Annotated in this window: 19 protein-coding genes; 10 read left to right on the top strand and 9 right to left on the bottom strand. The window is 65.5% G+C overall.

Going from position 1 to position 18,315, the window contains the following annotated elements; translation table 11 throughout:
- Positions 1-167 precede the first annotated feature (167 nt).
- The 4 genes from J1M81_RS09805 to J1M81_RS09790 are packed head-to-tail and all read left to right on the top strand — an operon-like array spanning position 168 to position 4,439.
- Entirely contained in the window at positions 168-1,490 is a 1,323-nt protein-coding gene (locus tag J1M81_RS09805; protein ID WP_027498039.1) for an ABC transporter substrate-binding protein, read from the top strand.
- The gene (locus J1M81_RS09800; RefSeq protein WP_027498038.1) at positions 1,487-2,431 is read left to right on the top strand and encodes a carbohydrate ABC transporter permease; all 945 of its coding nucleotides are present in this window, start codon (positions 1,487-1,489) and stop codon (positions 2,429-2,431) included. The genes J1M81_RS09805 and J1M81_RS09800 overlap by 4 nt, the downstream gene beginning before the upstream one ends.
- A complete protein-coding gene (locus J1M81_RS09795; protein ID WP_027498037.1) occupies positions 2,431-3,264 on the top strand; it encodes a carbohydrate ABC transporter permease in 834 nt (277 codons plus the stop codon). The genes J1M81_RS09800 and J1M81_RS09795 overlap by 1 nt, the downstream gene beginning before the upstream one ends.
- Before the next feature lie 5 nt (positions 3,265-3,269).
- Entirely contained in the window at positions 3,270-4,439 is a 1,170-nt protein-coding gene (locus J1M81_RS09790) for an ABC transporter ATP-binding protein (protein ID WP_032375493.1), read from the top strand.
- A 66-nt stretch (positions 4,440-4,505) separates the two neighbouring features.
- On the opposite strand, the gene J1M81_RS09785 is transcribed toward J1M81_RS09790, so the two are convergent.
- The 3 genes from J1M81_RS09785 to J1M81_RS09775 form a co-directional block, all read right to left on the bottom strand.
- Positions 4,506-5,942 (bottom strand): MFS transporter, encoded by a 1,437-nt coding sequence (locus J1M81_RS09785; protein ID WP_051365247.1) that lies wholly within the window; start codon positions 5,940-5,942, stop codon positions 4,506-4,508.
- Positions 5,943-6,066: 124 nt separating this feature from the next.
- Positions 6,067-6,930 carry a hypothetical protein gene (locus J1M81_RS09780; RefSeq protein WP_032371672.1) on the bottom strand — a complete coding sequence of 288 codons (864 nt, stop codon included), beginning with the start codon at positions 6,928-6,930 and terminating at the stop codon, positions 6,067-6,069.
- Complete coding sequence (locus tag J1M81_RS09775; protein WP_027498034.1) at positions 6,920-7,636, bottom strand: metallophosphoesterase; 717 nt, start codon at positions 7,634-7,636, stop codon at positions 6,920-6,922. The genes J1M81_RS09780 and J1M81_RS09775 overlap by 11 nt, the downstream gene beginning before the upstream one ends.
- A gap of 70 nt (positions 7,637-7,706) precedes the next feature.
- Here J1M81_RS09775 and J1M81_RS09770 point away from each other — a divergent pair, with 70 nt between their 5' ends.
- Positions 7,707-8,300, top strand: a complete 594-nt coding sequence (locus J1M81_RS09770) for a suppressor of fused domain protein (RefSeq protein WP_176458017.1) — start codon at positions 7,707-7,709, stop codon at positions 8,298-8,300.
- Between the two features lie 88 nt (positions 8,301-8,388).
- On the opposite strand, the gene J1M81_RS09765 is transcribed toward J1M81_RS09770, so the two are convergent.
- Entirely contained in the window at positions 8,389-9,477 is a 1,089-nt protein-coding gene (locus tag J1M81_RS09765) for a magnesium and cobalt transport protein CorA (protein WP_027498032.1), read from the bottom strand.
- A 79-nt stretch (positions 9,478-9,556) separates the two neighbouring features.
- Between J1M81_RS09765 and J1M81_RS09760 the strand changes: the two genes are divergently transcribed.
- The 4 genes from J1M81_RS09760 (at position 9,557) to J1M81_RS09745 (ending at position 12,739) form a co-directional block, all read left to right on the top strand.
- A complete protein-coding gene (locus J1M81_RS09760; RefSeq protein WP_032375495.1) occupies positions 9,557-10,393 on the top strand; it encodes a PHP domain-containing protein in 837 nt (278 codons plus the stop codon).
- Positions 10,390-11,004 (top strand): MarC family protein, encoded by a 615-nt coding sequence (locus J1M81_RS09755; protein ID WP_027498030.1) that lies wholly within the window; start codon positions 10,390-10,392, stop codon positions 11,002-11,004. The genes J1M81_RS09760 and J1M81_RS09755 overlap by 4 nt, the downstream gene beginning before the upstream one ends.
- On the top strand, positions 11,001-11,294 hold the full coding sequence (locus J1M81_RS09750) for a hypothetical protein (RefSeq protein ID WP_045840758.1): 294 nt from the start codon (positions 11,001-11,003) through the stop codon (positions 11,292-11,294). The genes J1M81_RS09755 and J1M81_RS09750 overlap by 4 nt, the downstream gene beginning before the upstream one ends.
- A 245-nt stretch (positions 11,295-11,539) precedes the next feature.
- Positions 11,540-12,739: an NADP-dependent malic enzyme gene (locus J1M81_RS09745; RefSeq protein ID WP_032375496.1), complete on the top strand. Its 1,200-nt coding sequence runs from the start codon at positions 11,540-11,542 to the stop codon at positions 12,737-12,739.
- A 78-nt stretch (positions 12,740-12,817) separates the two neighbouring features.
- Here the strand turns inward: J1M81_RS09745 and J1M81_RS09740 are convergent, their stop codons facing one another.
- Genes J1M81_RS09740 through J1M81_RS09725 form a run of 4 tightly spaced genes read right to left on the bottom strand, consistent with a single transcriptional unit; the run spans position 12,818 to position 16,291 of the window.
- The gene (locus J1M81_RS09740; RefSeq protein WP_027498027.1) at positions 12,818-13,510 is read right to left on the bottom strand and encodes an ABC transporter permease; all 693 of its coding nucleotides are present in this window, start codon (positions 13,508-13,510) and stop codon (positions 12,818-12,820) included.
- Positions 13,507-14,169 carry an ABC transporter permease gene (locus J1M81_RS09735; RefSeq protein ID WP_032365390.1) on the bottom strand — a complete coding sequence of 221 codons (663 nt, stop codon included), beginning with the start codon at positions 14,167-14,169 and terminating at the stop codon, positions 13,507-13,509. Before J1M81_RS09735 ends, J1M81_RS09740 begins: the two co-directional genes overlap by 4 nt.
- Complete coding sequence (locus tag J1M81_RS09730) at positions 14,166-15,317, bottom strand: ABC transporter ATP-binding protein (protein ID WP_032390505.1); 1,152 nt, start codon at positions 15,315-15,317, stop codon at positions 14,166-14,168. The genes J1M81_RS09735 and J1M81_RS09730 overlap by 4 nt, the downstream gene beginning before the upstream one ends.
- Positions 15,317-16,291, bottom strand: coding sequence for an ABC transporter substrate-binding protein (locus J1M81_RS09725; protein WP_032371945.1), 975 nt, complete (start codon positions 16,289-16,291; stop codon positions 15,317-15,319). Before J1M81_RS09725 ends, J1M81_RS09730 begins: the two co-directional genes overlap by 1 nt.
- Positions 16,292-16,501: 210 nt before the next feature.
- On the opposite strand from J1M81_RS09725, the gene J1M81_RS09720 reads away from it, so the two are divergent.
- Entirely contained in the window at positions 16,502-17,395 is an 894-nt protein-coding gene (locus J1M81_RS09720; protein WP_206497981.1) for a glycine betaine ABC transporter substrate-binding protein, read from the top strand.
- On the opposite strand, the gene J1M81_RS09715 is transcribed toward J1M81_RS09720, so the two are convergent.
- Positions 17,351-18,307, bottom strand: coding sequence for an alpha/beta hydrolase (locus J1M81_RS09715; protein WP_032375498.1), 957 nt, complete (start codon positions 18,305-18,307; stop codon positions 17,351-17,353). The genes J1M81_RS09720 and J1M81_RS09715 overlap by 45 nt on opposite strands.
- Between the last annotated feature and the right edge of the window lie 8 nt (positions 18,308-18,315).

Here is an 18,315-nt window from a genome sequence, read left to right as displayed (position 1 = left end):
CAGGTAACGGAATAGCCCCAAATCGCCCTCGAGGCCAGTGAGTTCGGTTACGTTTCTCTCGTGCACGGCAGTGCCGACACAAGGGCTGCGCGAGTAACCGAACGTACGGAGGCGGGACAGTGCCGAGACATCGTGGTCGTAGGCGTGGAAAAGCAACGAGGATAGGGGTGTTGGCGGCAGCGGCTCTGGTGACGAGTCCGTTGCTCGCAGCGTGTGGTTCGTCGGACAGTTCGGTTCCGGTTCTGAGTTTCTACACTGCCGCAGACGGCGCAGAGCAGTACGCCGCTGCGGCACAGGTGTGTTCGGACGCCTCCAACGGCCGGTATCGAGTGGAGCAGCGGACACTGCCCAAAAGTGCCAACGATCAGCGCCTGCAGCTCGCGAGGCGTCTCGCCGGAAACGACAAGACGTTGGATCTGATGACGCTCGACGTGGTCTGGACCGCCGAATTCGCCGAGGCCGGATGGGCATTGCCCGTCCCCGACGACCTCTCGGCGAAGCTGCGCGACGGGTCCACCCTGGAAGGCCCGCTCGCCACCGCGGAATGGCAGGACCAGCTCTACGCCGTTCCGCTCAACTCCAACACCCAGTTGCTCTGGTACCGACCCGACGAGGTGCCGGGCGGCACCCCGCCGCAGACGTGGGATCAGCTGATCGACGTGGCCGAGGCCAACGCGGCCGCCGGTAAGCCCGCTCAGATCGGTGTGCAGGCCAAGCAGTACGAGGGCTTCATGGTCTGGTTCAATTCGCTGCTCGAGAGCGCGGGTGGGTCGGTGGTCGCCGAAGACGGAACGACGGTGACACTCAACGACACTCCCGAGCATCGCGCCGCCACCGAGAAGGCCCTCGAGATCATCAAGCGGGTGGCCACGGCCGACGGCCGCGATCCATCGGTCTCGCAGAGCGACGAGGCGACAGCTCGACTCGGCATGGAGTCGGGACGGATGGCCTTCCAGGTCAACTACCCGTTCGTGCTTCCCGGCCTGAAGGAGAACGCCGTCGCCGGGGCAGTGTCGTTCCTCGATCTGGCGAATGTGCCTGCCGATCAGCAGGATGCACGCATCGCCGAGGTCTTCCGCAGTGCTCCGTACCCCGAGGTGAACGCGGGGGAGCCCGCCAAGGTCACCATCGGCGGCTTCAACATCGGCGTCGCGAAGACCACTCAGCACGAGGACCTCGCCTGGGAAGCCGTCGAGTGCCTCACCAACCAGGAGAATCAGCGCAACAACGCCGTCAACGGCGGCGTGCCCCCGGTGCTGAAGTCGCTGTACTCCGATCCGGAGTTCCAGGCCGTCTATCCCGCATGGGAAGGGGTGCTCGGTTCCATCGAGTCCGCGGCAGTGCGGCCCGTTTCGCCTGCCTACCAGAGCATTTCGATTCTGTTGACCGATGCCCTCAACCCGCCGCAGAACATCGATCCGGTTGCCGACGTGGACAAGCTCGCAGAACTGGTCAGCAAGGCCGTCAATTCCGAAGGGTTGATTCCATGAGCGATCCCACCGAATCGCAGCCGCAGCCCGCCGATCGGCAGGCGGCTCTGAAGAACATCTCCGACGGTAAGAAAGCCGAACGACGCCTGGGATTGCTCCTCGTCGCACCCGCGGCGATCCTGATGCTCGCGGTCACCGGCTACCCGATCGTCTACGCCTTCTGGCTCAGTCTGCAGAAGTACAACCTCGCGTTCCCCGAGGATCGCCAATTCGTCGGCATCTCCAACTACGTGACCGTGCTGTCCGACGGCTACTGGTGGACGGCCTTCGGCGTCACCGCCGGCATCACGATCATCTCGGTGATCATCGAGTTCATCCTCGGTCTGGCAGTGGCTCTGGTCATGCACCGCACCATCTTCGGCCGCGGACTCGTCCGCACCGTGGTGCTCATTCCGTACGGCATCGTGACCGTCGCCGCCGCGTACAGCTGGTACTACGCCTGGACCCCGGGCACCGGTTATCTCGCCAACCTGTTGCCCGACGGCAGCGCGCCGCTCACCGAGCAGTTCCCGTCGCTCGCGATCGTGGTTCTGGCCGAGGTGTGGAAGACGACCCCGTTCATGGCTCTGCTGCTGCTGGCAGGCCTGGCTCTGGTGCCCGACGATCTGCTCAAGGCCGCCGAGGTGGACGGAGCGGGTGGCTGGACGCGGCTGATGCGGATCACCATTCCGTTGATGAAGCCGGCAATTCTCGTCGCGGTGCTCTTCCGCACGCTCGACGCGTTCCGCATCTTCGACAACATCTACGTCCTCACCCGAGGGAGCAACGAGACAGGATCGGTGTCGATTCTCGGTTACAACAACCTGTTCGGCGCGTTCAACCTCGGACTCGGGTCGGCGATCAGCATCCTGATCTTCTTCTGCGTCGCGATCATCGCGTTCGTGTTCATCAAGTTGTTCGGTGCCTCGGCACCGGGATCCGACGACGGAGGCCGCAAGTAATGACCACTGTTACGCCTCGCAAGAAGGTCGGTTGGACGGTCGTCAACGTCCTCGTCCTCCTCTACGCGCTCGTTCCGTTGGCGTGGATCATCAGCCTGTCGTTCAAATCGACGGCCACGATCGCCGACGGAAAGTTCATCCCGCAGTCGTTCACTCTGGAGAACTACAAGGGCATCTTCTCCACCAACCAGTTCACCTCGGCGCTGGTGAACTCCATCGGAATCGGGTTGATCACCACGGTGATCGCCGTCGTGATCGGCACCATGGCCGCGTATGCCGTTGCCCGGCTGGACTTTCCGGGCAAGAAGCTCCTGGTCGGTGCGGCTCTGCTGATCGCGATGTTCCCCCAGATCTCGCTGGTGACACCGCTGTTCGACATCTCGCGCTCGCTCGGTCTGTTCGACACCTGGCCGGGTCTGATCATCCCGTACATCACCTTCGCGTTGCCGTTGGCGATCTACACCCTCTCCGCGTTCTTCCGCGAGATCCCGTGGGAGCTGGAGAAGGCGGCGAAGATGGACGGAGCAACGCCTGCACAGGCTTTCCGCAAGGTCATCGCCCCGCTGGCAGCACCCGGCATCGTCACCGCGTCGATCCTGGTGTTCATCTTCGCCTGGAACGACCTCCTGCTCGCCATCTCGCTGACGGCGACGGAACGTTCGGTCACCGTCCCGGCGGCCATCTCGCAGTTCACCGGTAGCTCTCAGTTCGAGGAGCCCACGGGATCGATCGCGGCAGCCGCCGTCGTCATCACCATCCCGATCATCATTTTCGTGCTCTTCTTCCAACGACGTATCGTGGCGGGCTTGACGTCCGGCGCAGTGAAGGGATAACCGTCATGGCCGAAATCGTTCTCGACAAAGTCACCAAGCTCTACCCGGACGGCGCCGCTGCCGTCAGCGACGTCGACATCACCATCGCCGACGGCGAATTCATCATCCTCGTCGGACCGTCCGGCTGCGGAAAGTCCACCACGCTCAACATGATCGCCGGGCTGGAGGACATCTCGTCGGGTGAGCTGCGGATCGCGGGGGAGCGCGTCAACGAGAAGGCACCGAAGGATCGCGACATCGCGATGGTGTTCCAGTCCTACGCGCTGTACCCGCACATGACGGTCCGGCAGAACATCGCCTTCCCGCTGACGCTCGCCAAGCTCTCGAAGACCGAGATCAACGACAAGGTCGAAGAGGCTGCCAAGATCCTCGATCTCAGTCAGCACCTCGACCGGAAGCCCGCCAACCTCTCCGGTGGTCAGCGACAGCGAGTTGCGATGGGCCGCGCCATCGTTCGCACCCCCAAGGCCTTCCTGATGGACGAGCCGCTGTCCAACCTCGACGCCAAGCTGCGAGTCCAGACGCGCGCCGAGATCTCGCGGCTGCAGAAGCGTCTGGGCACCACCACCGTCTACGTCACGCACGATCAGACCGAGGCCATGACCCTCGGTGACCGCGTCGTGGTGTTGCGCGGTGGGCTCGTGCAGCAGATCGGTTCTCCGCAGGAGCTCTACGACAAGCCGCGAAACCTGTTCGTGGGCGGCTTCATAGGATCGCCCTCGATGAATTTCGTTCCGGGACAGCTCACCTCGAACGGAGTGTCCACGGCCCTCGGCGACATCGAGATCCCGCTCGAGCGAATGGACGCGATCAAGGCCAAGAACCCGGGCCGCGAGGTGGTCGTCGGTATCCGTCCCGAGCACTTCGAGGACGCGGCACTGATCGACGGCTACCAGAAGATGAGCGGTGCCACCTTCACCGCAACCGTCGACGTGCTCGAGTCCATGGGCAGCGACAAGTACGTCTACTTCACGCTGAAGGGTGCCAAGGTCGAGTCCAGCGAACTCCAGGAGCTGGCCGCCGATGCCGGCATCGCCGATCTCGGTGGCGCACAGGTGGTTGCGCGTCTGGCAGCCGAATCCAAGGCCGCCGAGGGTGGTCAGGTGGAACTGTGGTTCGACCCGGGCAAGATCTCGGTGTTCGACCAGGCGTCGGGTGCGAACCTGACGTTGTAGAGCGCTAAGCCCATGTGAGCGGAACTTCGTAGCCCACTACGAAGTTCCACTCACATGCCGCGGGCTCTACAGTGGCACGTTCGACGTGGTGTTCGGTTCGGACTCGGCGACCCGCACCGATTGCCGCGCTGCCGGGGTGCTTCTGATGGCCAGGGCTGCCGCAGCGACGACGGCGCAGGCCACGGCACCGGCGACGAAGGCTGCGGTGTACGCGCTCTCGCGGGCCACGTTTGTGCCGTCGATGGTGAACATCGCCAGCACGGTGGACAATGACGCACTCGCGATCGACGTGCCGACGGTGCGCACGATCGAGTTGACGCTGTTGGCCACGCCGGTGTCCGCTGCGCTGACCTCGGCCATGAGCAGGTTGGGCAGGGCCGCGAACGCGAGGCTGACGAACGTGTTGATGACGATGCCCGCGGTGATGAGCTGCCAGGTGTGATCGTGGGCCACCGCGACGAACGCAAATCCGAGAACGCCGATCACTGCGCCGCCGACGAGAACTCGGCGCGGCCCGAACGATCCGATGAGGCGACCGCTGATCACCGCGGCCACCACTCCTACCGCTGCACCGGGTAGCAGGTACACGACACTCGCTTCGAGAACGTTGGCGGTGAATCCGTAGCCGGCGACGGCACGTGGGGTCTGTACGAAGTAGGAGCAGGCCAGGAAGTTGGCGAACATTCCGACGCCGACGAACAGGGTGGCGACGTTGGTGGCAAGCAGTGGCCCGTGAGTGAGCATGCGGGGTGCGACGAGCGGGGCATCGATGCGTTTCTCGAAGATCCACCAGACGGTTCCCAGCAGCACGCCCGCGACAGCGCATCCGATGGTGGCCACCGAACCCCAGCCCCACGTGCGGCCCTGGGTGAGGGCCAGGAACAACAGCAGGAGTGTGCCCGCCAGCAGCACGGCACCCCACCAGTCGACCGACCCGCTGCCGCTACGCGGTCGGGCCGGGACACCGAACCACGCGATGCCGAGTGCAACCACGACGATGGCGACGGTGAGCCAGAAGACGCGGTGGTAGTCGGCGCCGTTGGCCGTGAGCAGCCCCGTCAGCACCAATCCGAATCCGCCGCCCACGCCGAGAGTGCCGGACAGGATCGACATCGAGCCGACGAGTGCGCGCGGTGGCATCTCGTCGCGCAACACCGCCAGGGCGATGGGGAACAGGGCGTACGAGACGCCCTGCAGAATGCGGCCGACCAGCAGCCAGGTCAGTGAATCGGTCAACGCTGCCAGCAGCGACCCGGCCAGCACGACGGTCAGGACGCCGATGAGCACGGGGCGTTTGCCGTGCAGGTCGGCGAGTCGGCCGATGACGGGGGTGGCGATGACCGCGGCCAACAGGTTCGCCGTCAGCACCCACCCGGCAGCGGTGGTGCTGACGCCCAGTTGGGTGCCGATGGTGCCCACGATGGGAACGACCATCGTCTGCAGGACGGCGAGGGTCATGACGATGAAACAGAGTCCTGGCAGCAGTGTGCGGCGGGTGGACATGGAAGAGCTACCTCGTTACCTATGACAACCGAAAATACGAACCGATCGAACTAAAATGTTGAACGCATCTAATTAATTATCGGGTACCGGTTTCCCCGGTGTGAGCCGAGGTGCCTCGGATGAGCTACTGGGCCCGGTTGGGCTTCCCCAGGGCCTTCTGCCGGAGTTCACTGACGATCTCGTCGTTCCAGACGTGCTCGCGCACCAACCGATAGCGCTCACGGCTCATCCACAGATAGGCCTCGGCATCGGTGCGGTCTTCGAGAATCTCGGCCGCCCGGACCATGCGGACCACCGGCAGGTACTCCTCACCGAACCAACGTCGCGCGACCGTTCCGCGGTCGACGAACTCCCCGAGTTCCTGCATCAGCCGAAATCCCCAGGCCTCCACCGACTCGCTCAGTTGCGCGTAATCGAACGGGTCGGTGACCTGTACCGCCTCGCGCGCGCGTCCCACCAGGGGCACCCGACTCAGGAAGATGCGGCGATGATCCTTGATCAACAGATCGCCGCGCCGGGTGATGCCCTCGGGAGAGATACGCGTGATGATCTCGGTGACGACGGCGTCGATCGTCGTGCGATGCATCGCGAACGCAATCGACACCCGATGATGCCCGTCGACGACGAAGTGCATGCCGCCGATGCGATACACCTGGATCGGCGGCATCGCTTCACCGCGGCGCTGCGCCGCCGCCAACCGCTGCCAGCGTTCCCTGATCCGCGCCGAGGTCGGCCTGAAGAATCTGTCGAAGTCCCGGGTGCGGTCGACGCTGCCGACGATGGTCTCGACGCGAATGACCTGCAGACCCAGGTGCCGTTCCCCGACCTTGCCGAGGGCAGCGACCACCTCGTCGAACGGCAGGATGGTGTTGACGTCGTCGGGTTGACGCCGCAGCCACCCGACGAGTCTCGCCACGTCGGCGCGTCGACGCTGGCGGGTGAAGTCGTTCTCCGCGTCGGCGGCCGGAAATCCGGTGTCACGTGCCATGTCTGCGCCTCACGATCCTCGGTGCTTCGACGTGCTGTCGCTGCCCACCCGGTTCGACGTCGAGCAGGGTGTATCCGACGGTGTTGATCACCGCCGCCCCGTGCAGGGCCAGATCGTCCGGGGTGTGGCCGTGTGGATGAATGTGGCCGTGCAACAACAACTGTGGGGAGAGTCGACGCGTCACCTCGTCCAGGCAGTCGAAGCCGACGTGTGCCGGGTCGGTGTCGTCGCCGACTCCGAGGGGTGGGCTGTGAGTGAGCAGAATGTCCACCGGCCGTACGTCCTTGCGGACGTTGCGATTCCACGCGAACGTTCGAGTGAGGGTGCGTGAGCGTCTGCGCTGCTGACGTTGCGTCCATTGATTGGGGCCGCCGTTGTAGCGGATCGACCCGCCGAGACCGGCGATACGCAGACCGGCAGCGGACACGATCCGCCGGTCGACGTTGATCGCACCCACCGGCCCCGGCCAGGTGGCAGGCAGCCCGGCGCGCATCCAGCCGGCCTTCCCGGCCGAATAACCCGTCAGGTCCGCGTCGTGATTGCCGGGCACGAACACGCACGGAGCGTTCAACGCATCGGTCAGGTACTCGAGGTAATCGAACGGAAGGTCACCCGCGCCGAGAATCAGATCGACGCCGAGCGACTTCACCTGCGGACTCCACAGAGATTCGATCGTTTCGTCGGACACAGCGAGAACGGATACCACGGGTACGACGGTACCCACCTCGTCCGCGGTGGCACCTCCGAACGGACTTCTCGGGCACCGGTGGTGTTGGATGGGTCTCGTGAGCGAGAGTGTCATTACCGCGGTACGCGCACATCTGCTGACCGAGATCGGCGACGACAACCCGTCGTCCGCGTCCGTGACGTTCCTCGGCCTGGAGTCACTGGACGTGCTGCGATTCGGAGCGGACTCCGAGGTGGTGCGGTACGTCAGCCTCGGCTGCTCGCGTCATCCCATGGCAGACCCGAACGACATGGTCGCCGATCCGTCCCGTGGCCCTCGCGCCGAACTGGTACTGACCCTTCGCGGTGGCGCAGGCGTGGCGTCGGGCGTCCACAAGAGCTTGGCCGTGCTCGCGGCCTCGCCCGCGGTGGAGGGCGTCGTGCTGGTGGAGGACGCCCTGCTCGATCTCGGTGAGCCGCTGTGGACAAATGCCCCGTTCACGGCCGTGCTGCTCGGGCCGAGCGACATCGCGGACCTGCCGCTGCCGGAGCCTTTCGATCCGGTTCATTTCTTCGCCGCGGTGCCGTTGACCGGAACCGAGGCCGCCTGGGTGCGGTTACGCGGGGCGGATGCGTTGCGCGAGGCCTGGAAGGAAGCGGGGATCGACGTTCGAGACCCCAACCGGTCCGCAGCCAGCCTCTGATCGGACTCCTACGCACAGGGTGTCGACTTCCGGTTGCTACCCGTTTCTGTCCCATTTCGTCCCTGGCTGTAGATCTCCGGCGCAGGATCTACAGCCAGTTGTTCTTGTGGAACGTTCGCCACAGACCGACGCACACGCAGGCGACGATCGCGACGATCGTGTGATACCCATAGGTCCAGTGCAGCTCGGGCATGTTGTCGAAGTTCATGCCGTAGATGCCGGCCACCATGGTCGGCACCGCCGCGATCGCCACCCAGGACGAGATCTTGCGCATGTCGAGGTTCTGCTGCATCGTCACCCGAGCCAGGGCGGCGTCGACGAGCGAGCTGAGTACCTCGTCGTATTCGGAGATACGTTCGGCGACAGTGGTGTGATGGTCCTGCACGTCGCGCAGGTACCGCCGGACGGACTTCGGAACACTGGGCTCCTGGACCAGCCGTGCGAGAGGCGTCGACAGCGGAGTCACCGACCGGCGTAGTTCCACGACCTCTCGCTTGAGCAGATAGATGTTCTCGATCGGCACGTGGTGATGCGGAGAGAACACCTCCTCCTCCATGCCGTCGACGTCCCTCTCGATCGAGTCGGTGACGGCCAGGTACTCGTCGACGACGTGGTCGGCCACCGCATGCAGCACCGCCGACGGGCCGAGCGCGAGCTGCTCCGGATTGTCCTCGAGGCGCTGGCGCACGCCGGCCAATCCGGAGTGTTCGCCGTGTCGGACGGTGATGACGAAATCTCGACCGACCATCACCATGATCTCGCCGCTCTCGACGATCTCGTTCGCCGTCGTCACCGATTCGTGTTCGACGTACTTGACCGTGCGTAGGACGAGGAATGCGACGTCGTCGTATCGCTCGAGCTTGGGCCGCTGATGCGCGTGCACGGTGTCCTCGACCATCAACTCGTGCAGGTCGTAACACTGAGCGATCGCGTTCATCTGACGGTCGTCCGGCGCATGCAGGCCCACCCAGACGAACCCCTCGCCGCGGGCTCGTACTTCGGCGATCGCGGACGTGTGAGTGAACCGGCCGGGTAGCCGGGAGCCGTCGACGTACACAGCGCAGTCGACGATGGCACGCGCCGTTGGCACCGGTATTCGTGGACTCGAATCGGGAACGGCCTTGTTTCCTCGTCGGTGCAGCGAGGGCAGTGAGGGACGCGGTGGAAGGGACGGCATGGCGGGCAATCGTACGCCAGGAAAACGACAGAACAGTGGGCCCGGAACATCACGGCGGTACGCCTGGGACACTGTTCTGGTGCTCATCGATCTCCACACCCACTCGACAGCGTCCGACGGTACCGACAGCCCGGCCGAGCTGGTTCGCGCTGCGTCGGCAGCGGGCCTGTCGGTGGTGGCGCTCACCGATCACGACACCACGGCCGGATGGGACGAGGCCGCTGCCGCATCGCCTGCCGGCCTGACGCTCGTGCGCGGCATGGAACTGTCGTGCACCGGTCGTGGGGAGGACGGCACGCCCGTCCCGGTGCACCTGCTGGCGTACCTGTTCGACCCCGAGAACGAGGCATTCGCCGCCGAGCGTGCACGACTGCGCGGTGAGCGGGTGACCCGGCTGCGGGCCATCGCTGAGAAAATGGCCGCGGACGGCCTGCCCATCGATCCCGACGCGGTTCTCGCCTCGGCCGGGGAGGCCGCCGGTCGTCCCCATCTGGGCCAGGCTCTGATCGAGGCCGGCTACGTCTCGGACATGGACGCGGCGTTCGCCGGTCCGCTGGCAACGGGTGGCAAGTATTACGTGGGCAAGGTCGACACTCCACTCGACGTCGCCGTCGAGATGATCGCCGCCGCAGGCGGCGTCAGCGTGCTCGCGCATGCCCGGGCCCGCAAGCGCGGACGCATCCTGGATCTGGACCACATCCGAGAACTCACCCCGCTCGGGCTCGGCGGTGTGGAAGTCCACCACATGGACCACTCGCCGGAGGACACCGTGGTGATGGCCGAGTTGGCCGCGGAGTTGGACCTCATCGTCACCGGGTCCTCGGATTATCACGGCACCAACAAGACCGTGAAGCTGGGCGAGTACACCACTGACCCGGAGCAGTACGACCGACTGATCGCGGCGGCCCGGTCATGAACTTCGACGTGACGCTGTACCTGACGGTTCTGATCACGCTGTTTGTGATCATGGATCCACCGGGCGCGATTCCGGTGTTCCTGTCCCTGGTGGGACGCAAGAGCAAGGAAGTGCGCAACAAGGCCGCATGGCAGGCACCCGCGGTCTCGCTCACCGTCATCTCGGTGTTCGCGATCGGCGGCCAGGCCATTCTGAGCTACCTGCACATCGGCATTCCGGCACTGCAGGGCGCGGGTGGACTTCTGCTCCTGCTCATCGCGCTGTCGTTGCTCACCGGTAAGGGCGCGGGCGGCGACGCGGCGGCCGAGGACGTCAACGTCGCACTCGTGCCGCTGGGAACGCCGTTGATGGCGGGCCCCGGAGCCATCGCCGCGGTGATCGTCTACGTCAGTCAGGCCGACGGCAACGCGAGCTCGTTGCTCGCAATCGCCTTGGGCATCATCACGATTCACGTCCTGTTCTTCGTGATTCTGCGCTTCTCCACCGTCCTTATCCGGCTGCTCGGCGAGGGCGGCATCTCGCTGCTGGCACGCATCGCAGGCCTGTTGCTCGCCGCCATCGCGGTGCAGTTGATCGCGGACTCCGTCCGCGGATTCGTGGCCGGAGCATGAGCGGGGCCGGAGCGGGTGCAGGGCTGCGCTTCCTGCGCGGTCTCAGCGGCATCGTCACCGCCGGACTGGTGGTGCTGGCGATCGGCGTCGGCGTCACCCAATATCTCGGTCAGTCCCGCGGCTACCCGGGACCGGGCGCGCTGTCGGTCACCGTGCACATCGTTGCCGCTGTCGTCGCCATCGTCGCGCAGCGCATTGCCGATCATCGACGCGGATTCGCCGCCTTCCTCGGAGCGATCGTGGTCTTCGTGGTCACCGGTCTCGTCCTGTGGACCCAATGGTGGCAGTAGTTCACGCTGGTTTCTGACTCTATGGTCAGTTCGGTGGGCGGTATGGCACACTTGGGCCGTTGCAGCGATGCGGCTACAGCCCATCGTTGACTGTGCAGGCACACCCGCCGCACGTGCGAGACACGCTTTTCGGCAGTCGGCAGCCAGTACTGGCGCCCTCCGGTAGTCCGCGACCCTTTCGAGCATCAATCACTTCGTAGACACGTGTTGCCTCGTCGAGGCCGACAGTGCGAGGAGCTTTCACCGTGACGGCAGTCGAAGACACCACAGGAACACCATCGGCAGTTGCGGCCGCGATCACCGACGACGAGATCTTCGCCGGGCATCTCGGCGGCAAGCTTTCGGTCCAGTTGGCCGCGCCGCTCGAGACCCAGCGCGATCTCTCGATCGCCTACACCCCGGGGGTCGCCCAGGTCAGCCGTGCCATCGCCGCCGACCCGGCACTGGCCAAGCGCTACACCTGGACCGACCGACTGGTCGCCGTCATCTCCGACGGTTCCGCGGTGCTCGGCCTGGGCGATATCGGTCCGCGCGCGTCGTTGCCGGTGATGGAGGGCAAGGCGGCGCTGTTCAAGAAGTTCGCCGGCCTCGATTCCATCCCGATCGTGCTCGATACCCACGATGTCGACGAGATCGTCGAGACGATCGTGCGGATGCGACACAGTTTCGGAGCCGTCAACCTCGAAGACATCTCCGCCCCGCGGTGTTTCGAGGTGGAACGACGCGTCGTCGAGGCACTGGACTGCCCCGTGATGCACGACGACCAACACGGCACGGCCATCGTCGTCCTTGCGGCGCTGACGGGTGCTGCACGGGTACAGGGCCGGGACCTGGCCGGGCTCCGAGTGGTCGTCTCGGGCGCAGGCGCTGCAGGCGTTGCGTGCGCGAACATGCTGCTCGCCGCCGGCATCTCCGACGTCGTGGTCCTCGACTCCAAGGGCGTCGTCTCGGCCGATCGCGGTGACCTCACCGGCGTCAAGGCCGACCTCGCTGCGCGAACCAACCCTCGTGGACTGAGCGGGGGACCGGGCGATGCGCTGGCCGGAGCCGACGTGTTCCTCGGACTGTCCGCAGGCAAGGTGGACGAGAACGTCATCGCCTCGATGGCCCCCGAGTCCATCGTGTTCGCGCTCTCGAACCCGGATCCGGAGATCCACCCCGAGGTGGCCAGGAAGTACGCGGCCATCGTCGCGACCGGACGCAGCGATTTCCCCAATCAGATCAACAACGTTCTGGCCTTCCCCGGTGTGTTCAAGGGCGCGCTCGACGCCGGCGCACGCCGCATCACCGAAGGCATGAAGCTCGCCGCTGCCGAGGCAATCCTCTCGGTTCTCGGCGACGAGTTGGCCGCGGACAGAATCGTCCCGAGCCCGCTCGATCCTCGCGTCGCCCCGGCCGTTGCGGACGCAGTTGCGGCAGCAGCGCGAGCCGAGGGCGTCGCGTAGGAAAACAGAAAAAGCACCCCGAACCCCGCCCTATCCGGGCCGGTGGTTCGGGGTGCTTTTAGTTTGCGTGAGTCGTCGTCAGACTTTTGCCAGTCCGGTCGGCATGCGCCGGAGGCGACCGGTTCCCGGCACCGACGTCCACACCGCTAGGGCGAGAAGGCCGTCGACGACGAGTGTGAGCAGCGCGACGAGGATCGCCCCGACCAGAACCCGGCCGTAGTCGTAGAGCGCGAGACCGTCGAAGATGTAGCGACCCAGCCCGCCCAGGTTGACGTACGCCGCAACGGTCGCGGTCGCGATGATCTGCAGGGTGGTGTTCCGTAGTCCGCCGAGGATCAGTGGCAGTGCATTGGGGATCTCTACCCGCAGCAGCACCTGTGATTCGGTCATTCCCATTGCCCGGGCGGCGTCGACCACGTGAGCATCGACGTTGGCTATTCCCGAGTAGGTGCCCGCCAGCAGCGGTGGTATCCCGAGCAGGACCAGCGCGATGATCGGCGGGATCAGACCCAACCCGATCACCAGGACCAGGAACACCAACACACCCAGAGTCGGCAGTGAGCGCAGAGCGTTGACCAGTCCGACGACCACCGCTTCGCCGCGGCGCAGGTGACCGATGATCAGTCCGATGGGAATCGCGACAGCGGCCGAAAGCACAACGGCCAACAGCGAATACCACATGTGCTCGAGCAGTCGAGCACCGATTCCCGTCGGCCCGGCCCAGTTGGCACCGTCGAGGATGTACGAGAACGCTTCGGAGAACAGATTCATGCGCGCGCCTTCCTCGTCGACGAGCTGCCCTGCCGGGTCCAGGGCGTGAGTCGACGGCCCACCAGGTACAGGGCGGCGTCGAAGATCAACGCCAAGAACACGATCGAGATGATGCCGGCGAAGATCTGATCGGGATAGTCACGTTGGTAGCCCTGGGTGAACAGCTGGCCGAGACCACCGATACCGATCACCGAACCCACCGAGACCAACGAGATGTTGGTGACCGTGACAACTCGAATATTGGCGATGAGCACCGGCAAGGACAGGGGTAGCTCGACGGTCACCGCCCGGCGTAACGACGAAAAGCCCATGGCCTGAGCCGAATCGACGACGGCGAACGGAACCGAATCGAGTGCCTCCGGAACCGCGCGAACGAGCAGGGCCGTGGAGTACACCGTCAGTGCGATCACCACGTTCAGCGGATCGAGCACGGGCAGTCCCACGACCGCAGGAATGGTGACGAACAGTGCCAGGGACGGCAACGTGAACGCAATGCTGGCCACCGTCAACGTGATTCGGCGGACCCACCGCGTGTTGCGAATCAGAGTGCCGACCGGAACGGCGATGAGCAGGCCGATGAGTAGAGGCACGAGCGAAAGATACAGATGTGTCTTCGTGTACCCCAGTACGACGCCGAAGTTGTCGAACAGCCAGGTCACTGTGCGTCGTTCCCGGCCGCGCCGAAGTGGTGGCGATTGCGCTCCTCGTCCTCCGACTTGCGCTGTACGGCCAGGTTTTCGAGAATCTCCGCACCGTCGACGCTGCCCACGGCGGCACCGGTCGAATCGACGGCGACGCCGATTCCCGACGGAGACGAGATCGCCGAGTCGAGCGCCTGCCGTAGATCGCCGCCCTCAAGGAACAGCGACCCACCGGCCGCGGTGCTCTCGTCCAGGCTGCCGCCGCCGCGTACCTTCTCGACGCCGGTGGCGTCGATCCAGCCGAGGGGACGACGCTGGGAGTCCACGACCAGAACCCACTGCCCTTGGTCGAGTCGCAGGGTGCTCATCTCGTCCTCGGTCGCGGTATGGATCGGATGCATCGTCACCGACTGCGCCGAGCGGAAAGACAGGCCTCGGTAGCCGCGGTCGCGGCCGACGAACGACGCCACGAACGACGTCGCCGGTGCCGCGAGCACGGTCTCGGGCTTGTCGTATTGCTGCAGACGACCCTGCGGTCCGAAGACCGCGATGTGGTCGCCCAGCCGCACGGCCTCGTCGATGTCGTGCGTGACGAACACGATCGTCTTCTTCAGATCGGCCTGCAGCCTCAGCATCTCGGTCTGCAGATCCTCACGCACCACCGGATCGACGGCGCTGAAGGGTTCGTCCATCAACAGAATCGGTGGGTCCGCGGCGAGCGCGCGGGCCACCCCGACGCGCTGTTGCTGCCCGCCGGACAGCTGTGCCGGGTAGCGGGACGCGAGAGCCGGATCCAGGCCCACTCGTTCCAGTACCTCGAGCGCCGCCTTGCGGGCCGCGCGCCGGGACTGACCGTTGAGGACCGGAACCGTCGCGACATTGTCGACGACGGAACGATGGGGCAGCAGCCCGGCACTCTGGATGACGTAGCCGATTCCCCGGCGCAGCTTCACCGCGTCGGTGTCGGCGATGTTGCGGCCGTCGACCGTGATGACGCCCGAGGTGGGAGCGATCATCCGGTTGATCATGCGCATCGACGTCGTCTTGCCGCAGCCGGACGGCCCCACGAACACGGTGAACGAGTGTGGCTGGATCACCAGGTCCAACGAGTCGACTGCCGTGGTGCCGTCCGGGTACGTCTTGGTGATGTTCTCGAAGGTGATCATCAGCTGACCGGCTGGTCCAGACCCTTGTCCTTGACCCACGCCGTTGCCGCCGCAGCCGGTTCGACCTTCTGGTCTCCGGACACCGAGGTGTTCAGTGCGATGAGCTCTTCGGTGGTGATCTGCGCCGAGACGGCGTCGAGAACCTGAGTGAGCTTGTCGGACTGCTTGGACGTCCGCAGCACCGGGATGACGTTCTGAGCGGCGAAATTGTTCTCCGGGTCTTCGAGAACCACGAGATCGTTCTGCGCGATGGCCGGCGAGGTGGTGAAGATGTCCGCCGCGACGACCTGGCCCGACACGAGTGCCTCGACCGTGGCCGGTCCGCCGCCGTCGGAGATGGGCACGTAGTTACCGGGGGAGATGTCCAGGCCGTACTTCGCTTTCAGGCCCGGCAGTCCGCCGACGCGCTCCTGGAATTCCGGCGTGCCTGCGAACGTCACCTCCGAGGAGAACGGTGCGAGATCCCCGACGGTCTTCAGATTGCGCTCGGTTGCGGTCGCGCGGGTGACGACGACGGCATCCTTGTCCTCGCCGGGTGCCTGGGCCGTCACCGCGAGGTCGTCGCCGAGTGCAGCGGGCAGTGCCGCCAGCACGTCCTCGGACGAGGTGGCCGTGGCAGATTCGTCCAAGTACTGGAGCAGGTTGCCCGTGTAATCGGGGATCAGGTCGATCGAGCCGTCGCGGACGGCGGGAATGTACGCCTCGCGGCTACCGATGTTCAGCTTGGTGCTCACCTCGAAACCGTTGGCGCGCAATGCTTCTGCGTAAATGTTCGCGACGGTCTCGGACTCCGGGAAGTTGGCCGAGCCGACGATGATCGAGTTCGTGTCGTCGTTGCTCTCGCCGCCTCCGCTCGAGAGCGGATCCGAATTTCCGCCGCAGGCGGTCAGTGCGGTGACCGACAGGGCGAGCGCGGCAACGGCCGCCACTGCCTTCGGGGCGGAGAACGCGCGCGTGATTCGGGAGGTGGTCATGGTGTCCTTCCATCGGTTCGGGCACAGACGAAGCCCCAACTCCGACAGGTGCCGCCCGATCACCGGGGACACCGCCGAACCAGGACTCGGGCTGCTCGGGATGGTAGTCGACGTCGCCGTGCCCATAAGGTTGGTTCGAACTACCCTCTCGTTCGCATCTGTGCCCCGCGGTCGGGATCGGTAAACCCCACGGGCAGTGAACAGGAGAAAATGAGAGTGCGTTCGTCGATTCTGGCAGCGGCCCTCGCGGTCACTATTGCAGGTTCCGTCGGTGGGTGCAGTGCGGCCGACCGGGCCGAACCCGGGCACGTGCCCGTCGTCGTCGGAGCCGGGAATTCCGACCTCTCCCGGTTGCTCGCACAGATCTACGCAGGAGGACTCCGGTCGACGGGAGCCGAGGTCTCCGTCGCCGAGAACCTGGGGGATCGGACGGCGTACCTCGCGGCGCTGGACCGCGGCGAGGTATCGATGATTCCCGACCTGACCGGGGACCTGTTGCGCACCTTCGACACCCTGGCCGGGGCAACCGAAGCAGAGGACGTGTTCACCGAACTGAACCGATCGCTGCCCGCCGGACTGTCGGTGGGAGACTACGCAACTGCCGAGGATCGATTGGCTCTTGCTCTCGCTCCAGACGCGATCTTGGACGAGGGCGCGACGGTGACCGAATTTCTTCGTCGGGACGACGTGACAGTCGGAACGGTCGAGGGGGAGGTCGATCCGATGGACGTGAGGATGGAGGGTGTGGGCAGTCCCAGCTTCACCGGGGCCCGTTTCTCCGAGTTCATGGTGTACCCGGATGCGCAGTTCGCCGTCGACGACCTGAATTCCGGTGCGGTGGATGCTCTCGCGATTCGGACGGCGTCGTTCGGTCCGCTGGCCAAGGATCTGACGACTCTGCCCGACGACGATCATGTGTATCCGGCGCAGAACGTCGTTCCGCTGTACCGCACCGGTGTGCTGGACGAGAGTGCGGTGAAGTCGTTCTCGGTGGTGGCGGGGGAGCTGACGACAGCGGACCTCGCCGACATGATCGGCGAGGTCCGCGGCGGTGCTGCGTCAGGCGATGTCGCCGGCCGCTGGCTCGGCGAGCACAGCCTCTGACACGTCGGACTTCTGCTCTGCTCTGAGCTTGCGGCCCAGATAGGAACCCATGTGCTGGACGGCTTCGGCTGCTTCCCGCAGGATCGACGCCTGCAGATGCGCCACGTGCCAGAGTTTCTTGTACTCGATGTACTCGAGTTCGACGCCGGACAGGCGCAGCTTGTCCGCGAACGCGGTGATCTGTGGATAGAGCACCTCGTCCGTCCCGACGTGCATGACGACCGGAGGCAGCTCGTCGAGGTTGCCCTGGAGCGGCGCGAAGCCTTGATCCAGCGGGTCGCCCGCCCCGAGATACGCGTCGGCCGAGGAGTTCGACCACCCGGTGTTGACGACCAGGTCGCGCGGTTTGACCGCGTCGCGTGCGCCCGGATCGACCCACGGTGAGATCAATCCGAGTGCTGCCGGCCTCGCGCCGTCGTCCACCAGCCGTCTCGTCGTCGCGACGGTCAGTCCGCCGCCGGCCGAATCACCGGCGATGGCGATGCGATCCGGGGTGAAGCCGTGCGAACGCACGAGTTCACGGAACGCCGCCACGGCGTCGTCGAGCGCGGCCGGGTACGGGTTCTCCGGGGCGAGGCGGTAGTCGAGTACGTACACGGCGCTGGCCGACTCTCGGGCCAGATGGGCGGCGAGCGATCGGTGGGTGTTGATCGAACCGATCGTGAACGCGCCCCCGTGGAGGTACAGGATCGCGGTGTCGCGTTCGGTGGCTCCGACGGTGATGCGCTCGGCCCGCCTGCCCGCAAGCGTCAGTTTCTGCGCGACGGTCCCGTGCGGGAGCGTCTGCACGGGAGCCGCGGCCTCGAGGACCGCCCGCTGCGCCCGGAAGGACAGACGCGGATTCAGCGCGAGGCGGTAGAAGGGCTTGAGCGCCGCCGCAACGATCGGCAGAGGAACGTAGAAGGCTTTCACGACGCGAC

Origin of the sequence: Rhodococcus sp. KRD175, assembly GCF_017168275.1 — a bacterium.
GTDB classification, from domain to species: Bacteria; Actinomycetota; Actinomycetes; order Mycobacteriales; family Mycobacteriaceae; genus Rhodococcoides; species Rhodococcoides fascians.
This window is presented reverse-complemented; position numbering and strand designations above follow the sequence as displayed.

Bases quoted from the DNA above. Each gene is read 5' to 3' on its own strand.
- J1M81_RS09785 (WP_051365247.1), bottom strand. From the start codon at position 5,942: ATGTCCACCCGCCGCACACTGCTGCCAGGACTCTGTTTCATCGTCATG.
- J1M81_RS09770 (WP_176458017.1), top strand. From the start codon at position 7,707: ATGGGTCTCGTGAGCGAGAGTGTCATTACCGCGGTACGCGCACATCTG.
- J1M81_RS09790 (WP_032375493.1), top strand. From the start codon at position 3,270: ATGGCCGAAATCGTTCTCGACAAAGTCACCAAGCTCTACCCGGACGGC.
- J1M81_RS09755 (WP_027498030.1), top strand. From the start codon at position 10,390: ATGAACTTCGACGTGACGCTGTACCTGACGGTTCTGATCACGCTGTTT.
- J1M81_RS09780 (WP_032371672.1), bottom strand. From the start codon at position 6,930: ATGGCACGTGACACCGGATTTCCGGCCGCCGACGCGGAGAACGACTTC.
- J1M81_RS09730 (WP_032390505.1), bottom strand. From the start codon at position 15,317: ATGATCACCTTCGAGAACATCACCAAGACGTACCCGGACGGCACCACG.
- J1M81_RS09720 (WP_206497981.1), top strand. From the start codon at position 16,502: ATGAGAGTGCGTTCGTCGATTCTGGCAGCGGCCCTCGCGGTCACTATT.
- J1M81_RS09725 (WP_032371945.1), bottom strand. From the start codon at position 16,291: ATGACCACCTCCCGAATCACGCGCGCGTTCTCCGCCCCGAAGGCAGTG.
- J1M81_RS09765 (WP_027498032.1), bottom strand. From the start codon at position 9,477: ATGCCGTCCCTTCCACCGCGTCCCTCACTGCCCTCGCTGCACCGACGA.
- J1M81_RS09795 (WP_027498037.1), top strand. From the start codon at position 2,431: ATGACCACTGTTACGCCTCGCAAGAAGGTCGGTTGGACGGTCGTCAAC.
- J1M81_RS09800 (WP_027498038.1), top strand. From the start codon at position 1,487: ATGAGCGATCCCACCGAATCGCAGCCGCAGCCCGCCGATCGGCAGGCG.
- J1M81_RS09740 (WP_027498027.1), bottom strand. From the start codon at position 13,510: ATGAATCTGTTCTCCGAAGCGTTCTCGTACATCCTCGACGGTGCCAAC.
- J1M81_RS09750 (WP_045840758.1), top strand. From the start codon at position 11,001: ATGAGCGGGGCCGGAGCGGGTGCAGGGCTGCGCTTCCTGCGCGGTCTC.